At 50.5% G+C, this 12,618-nt stretch carries 8 protein-coding genes; 3 read left to right on the plus strand and 5 right to left on the minus strand.

Annotated elements, in window-relative coordinates; genetic code table 11:
* The first annotated feature begins 29 nt into the window (after window positions 1-29).
* Window positions 30-1,583 carry an NAD(P)/FAD-dependent oxidoreductase gene (locus FIU95_RS11585; RefSeq protein WP_256366389.1) on the plus strand — a complete coding sequence of 518 codons (1,554 nt, stop codon included), beginning with the start codon at window positions 30-32 and terminating at the stop codon, window positions 1,581-1,583.
* 136 nt (window positions 1,584-1,719) lie between these two features.
* Here the strand turns inward: FIU95_RS11585 and FIU95_RS11590 are convergent, their stop codons facing one another.
* The 5 genes from FIU95_RS11590 to FIU95_RS11610 all read right to left on the minus strand — a co-directional run bounded on the left by FIU95_RS11590 (window position 1,720) and on the right by FIU95_RS11610 (window position 8,565).
* Window positions 1,720-2,946, minus strand: coding sequence for a phytanoyl-CoA dioxygenase family protein (locus tag FIU95_RS11590; RefSeq protein ID WP_152453931.1), 1,227 nt, complete (start codon window positions 2,944-2,946; stop codon window positions 1,720-1,722).
* Window positions 2,947-2,988: 42 nt separating this feature from the next.
* Window positions 2,989-4,209: a phytanoyl-CoA dioxygenase family protein gene (locus FIU95_RS11595; RefSeq protein WP_152453932.1), complete on the minus strand. Its 1,221-nt coding sequence runs from the start codon at window positions 4,207-4,209 to the stop codon at window positions 2,989-2,991.
* Between the two features lie 92 nt (window positions 4,210-4,301).
* Entirely contained in the window at window positions 4,302-6,305 is a 2,004-nt protein-coding gene (locus FIU95_RS11600) for an alkyl/aryl-sulfatase (RefSeq protein ID WP_152453933.1), read from the minus strand.
* A gap of 290 nt (window positions 6,306-6,595) precedes the next feature.
* The gene (locus FIU95_RS11605; RefSeq protein ID WP_152453934.1) at window positions 6,596-7,750 is read right to left on the minus strand and encodes an acyl-CoA dehydrogenase family protein; all 1,155 of its coding nucleotides are present in this window, start codon (window positions 7,748-7,750) and stop codon (window positions 6,596-6,598) included.
* Between the two features lie 305 nt (window positions 7,751-8,055).
* Window positions 8,056-8,565, minus strand: coding sequence for an Lrp/AsnC ligand binding domain-containing protein (locus FIU95_RS11610; protein WP_152453935.1), 510 nt, complete (start codon window positions 8,563-8,565; stop codon window positions 8,056-8,058).
* 141 nt (window positions 8,566-8,706) lie between these two features.
* On the opposite strand from FIU95_RS11610, the gene putA reads away from it, so the two are divergent.
* On the plus strand, window positions 8,707-11,853 hold the full coding sequence (gene putA / locus FIU95_RS11615; RefSeq protein ID WP_152453936.1) for a bifunctional proline dehydrogenase/L-glutamate gamma-semialdehyde dehydrogenase PutA: 3,147 nt from the start codon (window positions 8,707-8,709) through the stop codon (window positions 11,851-11,853).
* Window positions 11,854-12,249: 396 nt separating this feature from the next.
* Complete coding sequence (locus tag FIU95_RS11620; protein WP_152453937.1) at window positions 12,250-12,603, plus strand: hypothetical protein; 354 nt, start codon at window positions 12,250-12,252, stop codon at window positions 12,601-12,603.
* Window positions 12,604-12,618: the final 15 nt, after the last annotated feature.

Genomic DNA, 12,618 nt, shown 5'->3' on the forward strand with positions numbered 1-12,618 from the left:
AAAAAGGCCCCGCATCTACGCAGTCTATTGTGTCTAAAGATTCGAAAAGGATGATGACTTTGCAACCGCTTCATTTTGATGTGTTGATCATCGGTGCTGGCCTTTCTGGTATCGGGGCCGCCTGCCACCTTCGCCGCGAATGTCCCTCCAAGAAAATAGCCATCCTTGAGCGCCGCTCTCAAATAGGCGGCACCTGGGATTTATTCCGCTACCCAGGCATCCGCTCGGATTCTGACATGTTCAGTTTCGGCTTTGACTTCCGCCCATGGCCAGGGCTTAAAGTGCTAGCGGATGGCCCCGCCATTCGCCAATACCTGAATGACACCGCAGAAGAATATGCAATCAGCAAAGATATTCACTTCAATGTCGAGCTCTTCAGAGCCAACTGGGATAACCAGAAAGGTCTTTGGATTCTGGAGGGCAGTGACACAGTCAGCGGGGAGCCCCGCCGCTACAGTTGCAAATTCTTAATCTCATGCACCGGGTATTACGATCACCACCGCGGATACCTTCCTAAGATTCCTGGAGCAGAGCAATTCCAAGGAAACTACATACACCCTCAGCACTGGCCGGAGCTTCTGGATTACCAGGATAAGAAAATTGTTGTTATTGGCAGCGGTGCCACGGCGGTGACCCTGGTGCCTGCCCTGGCTGACCGGGCCGAACATGTGACCATGTTGCAGCGCTCCCCCAGCTACGTTATTTCTGTACCCGCATTCGACAAACTCTCCGCAAGGCTTCTCAAGTTTCTGCCAAAATCCTGGGTCTTTAAGTTCGCCCGTTGGCGCAATGTAAAAATACAGCGCTGGCTTTTTAAAGCCTCTAAACGCTGGCCCCGATTTATGCGCAACTTATTCTTAAAGGGCGTGCGCAAGAGCCTGCCCAAGAACTATGACATGCGCCATTTCACACCGGACTACAACCCCTGGGATCAGCGGGTTTGTGCGGTACCCGATGATGATTTTTTTAAGGCAATACACGCGGGCAAAGCGTCTGTAGAGACTGGAGAAATTAAAACAATTGGGAAGACCTATATTGAGCTGCAATCCGGTCAGAGAATCGATGCCGATATTATCATCACAGCAACCGGGCTGAATTTACAAGTACTTGGAGGCATGCAACTCTGCTTAGACGGAGAGAGAGTTCCTATCAATGAAAAACTCACTTACAAAGCCGTACTATTAGAGGGTGTCCCCAATATGTCGTGGGTTTTTGGCTATACCAACGCCCCTTGGACTCTCAAGGCAGATATCTCCGCTCGTTACATCTGCCGCCTGCTTCGTTACATGGACAAACATGAATATGATATCTGTTTGGCTGAGGATACCGAAGGCTGTAGTGAAAACAATTCTGTTATGAGTAGCCTGAATTCTGGTTATGTGAAAAGGGGCAATCATGTATTGCCACGTCAAGGTAAAAAGTACCCTTGGCGCCTGCTGAATAACTATGAACAGGACTCCAAAATACTTCTTCATGCACCAATCGAGGATGGAATTCTCACCTTTCACACAAAACAAATTCCTGAAGAACAAACAGTACAAGTATCAACAGTCAATAAAACAGAAGATATGGCTGCTCATTAGAGGGGCAATCTGGATGTTTATTACCCCAGCTTGCGCAGAAACAACAAAGAAGCAGCTGGGGCTTATAACATTTCAGGAGTATCAGAAATATTAGTGCGGTCTATATTGAGTTAGAGCTAGAAAACAGCCTACTACCTTAATCATCGATTATCTTATTGTAGCCGTAAGTATCTTTACCATACACTTGAAAATTGGGAACATCAGGGAGCTTGTACTCGACCAAACCCTCCGCGGTTGAGTATATATCGACACCGGAAGGCGCAACCTTCACATGATTTGGTGTACAGCGTGCTACTGCAGAAAAACGTGAATCCTCTTTAGTGGTATTTGGATAAGAGGCATGCATATTTAAGGAGGAGAATATTAAGCATTCACCAGCTTTCATATGGACATCAACAACGTCAAACTTATCAAAATAGTCCTCACCCAGCAGTTCAACGGCTGTGCGAAATAATAATACACTCTTGATAAAAATAGTTCCGTAGAGTGCAATTTTGATTAACGTATACATATATGAAAAAGAAAAGGGCTGCAGAGACAAATAAAACAGCTTATTATCTTGAGAATAGCTATAAAGATAATCCATTCGGGCATCTGTCATTGATCCCGGCAGTAAGCGCAAACACCCATTTTCTTCTGTACAGTCTGTAAGTGCCACCCAGGCATTCAGCTGGATGATAGCGGGGTCCATTTTCTGGGTGGGTTGTAATTTGGCATACTTACCACTCTCACGGAAAGTAGCATTTTGGTGCCATATTGTCCCCCCTGCACCGGGGAACTTATGAAACATCTGGCTTCGCCAACACATAACCTCATCACCCAGTATACTTGCAAGACGCTCAGCTATTTGTGGCCTGCGAAATAAGTCTCTGAGTGATTTTATTCGTAACGCCTGGTAAAGCCCGGCACCCTCTATCTGCCACTGATCATGTCTTTTCTCAATATCCTCAATCTTTTCACTTAAATAAATCTCTCCATGAAAATCACAGGAAAATTCCTTTTGAAGTTCCTCCTTTAGTTGCTCCGCCTCATGCTCAGAGAGAACCTGAAATGGTGGCAGATATCCTTTTTCTTCAAAAAAGTCCAAATCTTCATTGCTGAGAAAGTAGCCCTCTCTCTTTGACTTCGACTGTACATTGCGCGGAATAGTCAAAGTTAGATTTTTCAGTGACCCCAAATCATCAAACAACTGTTTCTTCTTATTCTTTTGACATGGCAGAATGAACACCTTATAAAGTATAACCAACCCCATCATCCCCCATATTCGGAGAGATTGAACCGCAGTAATTTGGAACCCATCAGCAACTTCCTTTAGAGAGCCAAATCCTTTTAGCATTTCCTGTAAGGTACTTTTTTCCATCATTACCAACACCTAAATTTACAAGAACGAAAGGGTTAGACCATCTTATTCTGCTAACACCTTATTGAATCCATGTGAATCACTCCCATAAACCATAAACGTATGGACTTCTGGCAACTCAAATTCGACAGGACCCTCAGCACTAGCGAAAGTATCCCACCCTGAAGGCACCACACGCACATCACTAGAGGTACAGCGGCCTAGGAAAGAGAATCTAAAACGATCTTTTGAGGTATTTGGGTAAGAAGCATGCATATTCAAAGCGGAGAATATCAAACACTCTCCCGCTTTCATCTCTAGATCAAGAACCTCAAACTTCTCTAAAAATTCCTCACCCAACAACTTGATTGCTGTTAGGAATATTAGAGCACTCTTTCCGACTATAGAGCCATAGAGACCAATCTTCGTATATTTGTAAAGGTCTGATAGAGAGAAAGGAAGCATGGAAAAGTATAGGCCGCGGTGATTTTGTGCAAAATCGTACAAGAAATGAATTCTTGCATCCGTAAATGAACCCGGTAAAAGGCGTAAGCATCCATTTTCCTTGGTGGAATCAGTTAATGCCACCCACGCATTGAGCTGTATGAGTGCTGGTGGAGTATCTTTAGTGGACTCCAGTTTGGCATCTTTCCCTGTTTCCCTAAAGGTGGCATTCTGGTGCCACACAGTGGCTTCTGTTCCCGGTTTCTTATAAAAAAACTGCGACCGCCAGCAGATAACCTCATCCCCCAACAAACTCGCCAGCCGATGCGCAATTTGCGGCTTACGCAATAAATCCCTAAAGGGTTTTAAACGGAGGGCCTGATAAGTTCCTGCATCTTCAATCGGCCACTTGCCATGCCTTATTTCTATCTCTCTGATTTTATCTCCATAAAAGCTAACCCCGTGAAAGCCATCATCATATTCCTTGAGCACCATTTCTTCGAGGTTTTCAGCCTCTTCTGCAGTCAAGACTTTGAAAGGCGGTAGATATCCATTCTTTTTAAAGAACGCCAGAGAATCCTTCTTTAGGAAATAATCCTTATCCTCTACTGATATCGTTTTTTCAGAGGGGACCCGCATTGGTAACTGCTTAAGTTTTTCCATTTCCGCATAGAATTTTGCACGAGTCTTGATTTTCCAAGGAGCAATCAGAAAACGGTAACCTATGGCCAAAGCCATCATGCATAGAATCTTTATATTCTGACCCAAAGACACCTCAAAGCTCGCACTCTCCTCAAGAGTGCCAATCCCCACAAGCATTTCCTCCAAGGTACTTCCTTTCATAAATACTCCGGATTGAATCCATTAAATTGCAAATGCAATGACACCCCAAGCCCTCCCCACCCTGACATATAACAAGAGGAGGAACCTCAGAGTTAATCCTCAGAAGCCTTATTCATCGGCTCTGGAGTAACCAGATTCCACCAAAAATCGAACTTATCCATCAGGGAAAGCAGCACTCTCAACTGGTCTCTATCGCCATCAATTTTCAATGCGTTACTATCCTTTTTTTTCTGAATTGTCGATGTCCCAAGGATAATATCGTTGAGGTCACTGCGATTAATTGTGACGGTACTCTGAGGCTTCTCTACCGGAGCTCCATAGTTAAGCACTGCATTTTCCAGTACTAGAGAGTATTCTTCCTTGACATCCGGCAAAGTGATATTGATGGCAATCTGTTTACCTGTTGCCTTGGGACCATTCAATCGAATTCCCAAGTAATCAAAAATCAGCACAGTGGGCATACTGCGAATAGTGTCGGCACTGGCTGTCAATGGAACTGGGAACCGCTCTATCCCGTGGCGTAATTCCTTGGCACCACTTAAAAAAAAGTTTCTCCAAGTGCCATTTTCCTGCTGGTAACCCATCTGCTCCAATGCGTTAGCCAATAAATCACGCGCTGCACGATTATTGGGCTCGGCAGAAACCAGCTTGTCGAGCACTTCAGCCACCCAACGGTACTCACCAGCTTCATAGTCCCTCTTGGCTTGCTTTATAACATTGGCCGCACCACCCATATATTGGACATATTTTTTCCCGACAGCAGTGGGAGGCATCGGGTAGAGGCGGGCAGGATTTCCATCAAAGAACCCAAGGTAATAATTCCATACCGCGCGGGTATCGTGATTGACACTGCCGTAATAGCCGCGATTGGCCCAGTATTGGGAAAGCTCTGGGGGCAGCTTCATCAACTCGGCGGTCTGAACCATGTTGTAGCCGTGATTGGCCAAACGCAGAGTCTGGTCATTGAGGTACTTATATAAATCGCGCTGCTTTTTTAAATGGTTGATTACATTCTCCTGCCCCCAGGTGGGCCAGTGATGTGGAGCAAACAGCACCTCCACCTGCCCTCCCCAGCGCTGTAATGTCTCATTGAGATAGCGGGACCATGCCCGCGCATTGCGCACCTTGGCGCCACGCAATGTGTAAAGGTTATGAAGTGTATGGGTGGCGTTCTCGGCGGCGGTAAGCGCCTTTAGCTCGGGAATATAGAAGTGCATTTCCGCAGGCGCCTCGGAACCAGGCGCCATCAAAAATTCAAAGGTAAGGCCATCGATTTTTCTGGTCTCACCGGTTTTACTGATCGTATCCGTGGGCTCAATCAGAGTGACGGTACCCGTGGATGTCTCCAATCCCAAACCCGCTCCCAGAGTGCCCTTCGGGTCTTTGGGCAGCAGGTTGCCATACATAAAACTGGCGCGGCGGGCCATATGATTACCGGCAAACACATTTTCACTCACCGCCTCAATTAAAAAATCTTTGGGCGCGATCACTTTCACCCTACCAGCTTTAATCTCCTCTTCATTCACTACTCCGCGCACACCGCCGTAATGATCGACATGGCTATGGGTATAGATCACCGCCACTATCGGTTTATTCCCCCGATGCTCGCGATATAAATCCAATGCGGCTTTTGCGGTCTCCGCAGAGATTAAGGGGTCCATCACAATGACCCCACTATCCCCTTCGATAAAAGTGATATTTGAAAGGTCCGCGCTGCGCACTTGATAAATTCTCGGTATCACCTCATAGAGCCCCCCCTGGGAAATTAATTGAAGCTGTCGCCAGAGACTGGGGTTGGCGGTATCGGGGGCTTGCTGGTCATTGGCGAACTGGAAGGCCTCCAGGTTCCACACCGGATTCCCTTTTTTATTGTTGATAATGCCGTTATTGGGCAAAGGCGCAATAAAACCTCGCTTTACATCGGCGAAATCCTGGCGATTGGCAAATGGCAGTTCTTTCAGTACGGCGTGATTTTCCTTTTTGGTAATCACACTGGCAGGCTTTGGTTCTTGTGCTGGCAATGAATAGGGTATGGATGAAATCAAAAATACAGTGAGAGCGACGAATCCGAAAAAAATGTCCTGGTATTTTTTCATTTTTCTCACCCAACCTTGAGCCTCTCCAGCCCCTGCAGTGAACCTGCCGACAGATAGAAAATGACTGAACCTGAAGCGGAGGAAAAACTTTCCTTTAAAGCGTAGGAGGGATTATAGGCAGGTAGAGAATATGTGCTTGCGGCCAGCCCCGCTAAGAAAAGCGGAGCTGGCTAGCGCAGCCTGATTAGGACAATGATCGGACAATAGCGGATGAGATTTTTAGTAACCCGGGATGAATCGGCGACTATCAACAAGACCTTGTGCTACAAGCCACCGATAGCCAAATGCCATCAACGCACATCCAGCAGGTGACGGGCGATAATCAGGCGCTGTATTTCGCTAGTGCCCTCGTAAATAGTGGTGATACGCACATCACGGCTCATTCGCTCCAGCGGGTACTCGCGGGTGTAGCCTACCCCGCCGTGAATCTGCAGCGCCAGGTAGCAGGCTTCATTGGCTTTTTCGCTGGCAAACAGTTTGCCCATTGAGGCCGCCGGGCCAAAAGCCTGGCCGGCATCTTTCTGCCAAGCAGCTTGTAACAGCAGCAAACGCGCGCCTTCCAACTCAGTGTATTTATCGGCCAACTGCCACTGCAAACCTTGGAACTGGGCCAGCTTCTTGCCAAATTGCTCACGCTCGTGCATATAACTGCGAGCGCAATCCAGAGCCTCCAGACCGATGCCCAACGCCAGTGAGCCGATACCAATGCGCCCGCCCGCCAGCTCGCCGGCGGCAATGCGGAAGCCACGATTCTCTTCACCCAACAGATTGGCGGCCGGGATTCGGCAGTTATCGAAGGAGACTTCGTTGGTTACGGAGGCTTTTTGCCCCATCTTCTCCTCAGCCTTGCCAACAATCAGGCCCGGTGTACCGGCCTCCACCAGGAAGCAGCTAATACCCTTTCCTTTGGCTGCCTCGGAATCCGTCACCGCCCAAACGACAAAAATGCCGGCAAATTCAGCACTGCTGATAAACAGTTTGCTGCCGTTAAGCACGTAGTCGTCACCGTCCTTAACAGCGCGGGTGCGCATGGCCGCGGCATCAGAACCAGAACCCGGCTCTGTCAGGCAGAAAGAACCCGCGGCATATTCACCGCTGCAAATCTTGGGCAGATACTTTTGTCGCTGCTCTTCATTGCCAACCGCCTGGATGACTTCGGCCACCATGTTGGTGACTGAAGTGGTCGTGGCCGTGGAGCCGCAGCCGCGCGCAAGTTCGGTAATGGCCAGGCTGAAAGCTACGGTGCCGGCACCGGTACCGCCGTAGTTGGGGTCGATATTGATCCCCATAAAGCCCAGTTCAGCCAAAGCTTTTAATTGGCTCAGTAGTAACTCGCGGTTGCCGGTTTTATCGAGCTCTGCGGCGATAGGCTTCAATTCACTCTCGGCAAACTGTCGCGCAGCATCCTGAATCATCTGCTGCTCTTCGCTCAATGAGAAATCCATACAGTACCTACTTTATAGTTATCGCGGTTGGATCGGGCGGCATAGGCGCCGCGCATACATTATGACGAGGATAATAAAATCCCGGCCGACAATGATTGCCAATTCGCCATTTTCCCCAGGGAAATCTGCAATCAATAGGAAGGTTTACGGTGTTGGGAAGTAATTAGGTGTGTAGTCCAGATCGGAATTGTACCGCTAAGGCACATAATAAGTGGTCATTCTTCCACCGGCTCGGCAACCTTGTCTGTTTTTTATCTGCCAAGTGGCGAGCGTTTCGGCCATCCCTGACCGCTCAAACGCCAGGCCTAGCGCCTGGTTGTTTTACTTTTGGGCTCTGGATCGGGCACCGCAACGGCGGTATCGGTTTTTACTTCCTCCATCACCACATAGGTATGGGTCTCACGCACACCCGGTACCGAGGCCAGCTTCTCACCGAGAAAACGGCGGTAACCCAGCATATCCTTAATGCGAATCTTCACAAGATAGTCAAAGCCGCCGGCCACCATATGACATTCCTGCACTTCCTCAAGGCCTGCCACATGCTGGTTAAAGGCCTCCAGGGCCTCGGTAGCGGTGTTATTCAGGGTCACCTGAATATAAACCACCAAACCGGCATGGACTTTGAGGGGGTCCAGCAGCGCCACATAATCGCGGATAAAACCTTCCCGTTCGAGACGCTTCACACGCTCCAGGCAAGGAGTGGGACTGAGGTTCACACGGCGCGCCAACTCCACGTTTGGCAGGCGGCCATGCCGTTGAAGAATCCGCAGTATTTGACGATCGATACGATCCAGATCTTCCAACTGTCGAGACATTACAAAATACCCTACTGGCAATCACGCATTTAGGCGTGATATTTAACCACAACCATCGCCAAAATGGCGATTAATTCTAAGCACTTTCGCACATAATCCGGTCTTTTATTCTGACCCTAGATATAGAGCTTGGGAGACGATATGTCGACAAACTTCGCCGGAGATCTCCAGAATGCCCGAGAGCGGGCTCACGAGTATTTGCACGCCGACGAAAACCAATGTGTTAGCGAGCTCCTGGCCGCCCCCCGCCCCAGTGACGCCCTGCGCAAGAAAATTCTGAACACCTCGCGCGAGCTGGTGCGCCACTCGCGCCAGCAGCGCAGCAAGCGCGGTACGCTCGATGCCTTCCTGCAGCAGTTCGGCCTTTCCAATAAAGAAGGCGTGGCACTGATGTGCTTGGCGGAATCCCTCCTCAGGGTTCCCGATGCTGATACTGCCGACAAACTGATTGCCGAGAAAGTGCATTCCGGCAACTGGTCCAGCCATCGTGGCCAGTCGGATTCCCTCTTTGTGAACGCCTCCACCTGGGGGCTGATGCTCACCGGCAGCGTGGTCGAGCTGGACCCGGATATCACCGAGCGTCCCTCTCACTGGATGAAGCGCCTGATCAGCCGCATCGGCGAGCCCATGGTGCGCACCTCCATGATGCAGGCCATGAAAATTATGGGCGGCCAATATGTATTGGGCCGCACTATTGAAGAAGCCTTGAAGCGCGGCCCCAAGGAAAACCTGCCCGGCACCCGATTCTCCTTCGATATGCTCGGCGAAGGTGCGCGCACCATGGCCGACGCCCAGCGCTATTACGACGCTTATATGATGGCTATCGAAGCTATCGGCAAAGACAACAGCAAGCGCGATGTTGTCGAGGCCAACGGTATCTCCATCAAACTCTCCGCCCTGCACCCCCGCTACAGCGTATTGCAGCGCGAGCGCGTCATGGACGAACTGCTGCCCCAGGTAAAACGCCTGTGTGTGGCCGCCGCCAAATACGATATGGGCCTGAATATCGACGCAGAAGAAGCCGAGCGCCTGGATATTTCCCTGGATATTTTTGAGGCCCTGGCCCGCGACCCGGAACTGAAAGACTGGCAGGGCCTCGGCTTTGTTTTACAGGCCTACCAGAAGCGCGCACCCCATGTGGCCGACTGGCTGATTGCGCTGGGGCGCGACACCGGCCGCAAACTCATGGTGCGCCTGGTGAAAGGCGCCTACTGGGATAGCGAAATCAAGCACGCCCAGCAGATGGGCCTGAGCGATTACCCGGTGTACACCCGCAAATGCCACACCGACCTTTCCTACCAGGTGTGTGCCAAAAAACTGCTGGACGCGGAAGAAGCGATTTACCCGCAGTTCGCCACCCACAACGCCTATACCGTGGGCCTGATTTTGGAAATGGCCGGCGAGCGCACCAATTTTGAATTCCAGCGCCTGCACGGCATGGGTCACCTGCTCTATGCACAGATCGAAGCCGTGCACGGCAAGCGCGTGCCCGTGCGGGTTTACGCCCCCGTGGGTGCCCACCGCGACCTGCTGCCCTATCTGGTGCGTCGCCTGTTGGAAAACGGCGCCAACAGCTCTTTCGTCAACCGCTTTATGGATGAGAACACACCCATCGAAGCACTGGTGCAGGATACCCTCGATTTAAGTGAAGCCTGCAACCCCCTCCGCCACCCGCAAATTCCTGTACCGGAGAATATTTATATGGGCGCAGAGGCCCTGCCACGGAAAAATTCACACGGCATCGAACTGACCGACCCACTGGCTGTAGAACCCTTATTGGAAGAGCTGCAAAAACAACAGGGCAAACACTTCCTCGGCGGCCCTATTGTCGACGGTGTCATGGGCAAGGCGGAAGAGCCGGTCTATAACCCGGCCAGCGGTGAAGTGATCGGCCACACTGCCAATACCGACAAACATTTGATTGAGCAAGCCTATGCCTCCGCTACCGAGGCGCAGATCGACTGGGACCGCCAGGGTGGCAACAGCCGCGCGGCGATTCTCGATCGCATCGCCGACTTCTATGAAAAGAAAATCAACGAACTGGCAGCCATTATCTGCCTGGAAGCGGGCCGCACTTTAAACGACGGCATCAGTGAAGTGCGCGAAGCCGTAGACTTCTGCCGCTACTACGCCAATGCCGCGCGCCAGCACTTCAGTGAGCCCACCGAGCTGCCCGGCCCCACCGGCGAAAAAAACCAACTGTTCCTCGGCGGCCGCGGTGTATTTGTAGCCATCAGCCCCTGGAACTTCCCCCTGGCCATCTTTACCGGCCAAGTGGTTGCCGCCCTCGCCGCCGGAAATGCGGTGCTGGCCAAGCCCGCCGAGCAAACCCCGATCATCGCCGCGCACGCCGTGCGTATCATGCTCGACGCCGGTGTCCCCCCCAAGGTATTGCACCTGATTACCGGTACCGGCGCCGCCGTGGGTAAACTACTGATTGAAGATCCGCGCCTGGGCGGCGTAGCCTTTACCGGCTCCACCGAAACCGCACGCCTGATCAACCAACAGCTGGCGGCCAAAGAGGGTCCGATCGTACCGCTGATCGCCGAAACCGGCGGCCAGAACGTGATGGTCGTGGACTCCACTGCCCTGCCCGAGCAAGTAGTGGACGATGTAATTCAATCCGCCTTCCTGAGTGCCGGCCAACGCTGCTCCGCCCTGCGTATTCTGTGTGTGCAGGACGTGATTGCAGATAACCTGCTCAATATGCTCAAAGGCGCTTGCGAGGAACTCACCCTCGGCGACCCCAGTAAACTGGAAACCGATATCGGCCCCGTGATCGACGAAAAAGCCCTGGGCACGCTGGAAACTCATCGTGAGCGTATGGCCAAAGAAGCCAAACCGCTGTTCGCCTTCGATGAAAACAAGAAGCCCAGCACAGGCACCTTCTTCGGCCCACAAGTGGTAGAAATTGAAGATTTCTCCCTTCTCAAGCGCGAAGTCTTCGGTCCCTTCCTGCACGTAGTGCGCTTTAAAGCCGAAGAACTGGAAGACGTGATCCGCCGCATCAACGCCACCGGCTACGGCCTCACCTTCGGCCTGCACTCCCGCATCGAAGGCCGCGCCGACGCAGTATTCAAGCGTGTCAACGTAGGCAACTGCTACGTAAACCGCGATATGGTCGGCGCAGTAGTAGGTGTAAACCCCTTCGGTGGCCAAGGCCTCTCCGGCACCGGCTTTAAAGCCGGCGGCCCCCACTACCTGTTCCGCTTTGCCACCGAGAAAACCAAAACCATCAATACCGTTGCCACTGGTGGCAATACGCAACTGTTTAGCTTGGTGCAGTAGACCTTAAGACCTAAAAGAGCGGGCAAAGCCCGCTCTTTTTTACTGTGAAACTTACATTCACCCAACAACCCCCTTCCCTGCTTTCAAGCCCTGCCCACTTAACTAAACATACGAATGCAAATCTTTAAAGGACAGTCGCGGGTAAAAATAGAGCAGCCACGACGTTGTTCACTAAATTTTTCCAAGATCAAAAGCAGCTGCACATATCCACCGGAGCAATCTGCTAACTCATTGACTTTTAAGGTATTACCAACAAGATCAAAAGCCACGAAATAACAAGATATATAAGCAGCTTCTCATATCCACATTCTGACGTTTGTACCAATTATATCTAAAATACTGAATTTCCTGGTTTTTTTTCGCCAGGCCAGTAGCTTAAGGTGTTGGGATATATGAATGGGATATAATGCAGCTGCTTTTGAATACACTGTTAACTTTCCAGGAGAGAAAATGGACTTCGGTAAAATAATCAAAAACGATGGTGATATACAGCTTGATCAATGGAGTAGCGTAATCTCCGGTCATCAAGCCCTCGCACAAGCTCCTGACAAGAAAGGAACTAACCCATTTACCAATGAGGAGGTTCTTTTCTCTGGTGAAGGCATAGCTTTCTATCTAGAAGGCGGGAATAAAGTTGGCAATATAAGTCTGGAGAATGGTGTTCTACTGACCAGCGGAGTTCCTATGTCAATATGCTCTGAACTTGCATATACCCTCAACGCGGAAGCTTTCGAAGATGACCGCAGTTAAATCGGGTAGCCGGTA

This window comes from Microbulbifer sp. THAF38, assembly GCF_009363535.1.
Classification (GTDB): domain Bacteria; phylum Pseudomonadota; class Gammaproteobacteria; order Pseudomonadales; family Cellvibrionaceae; genus Microbulbifer.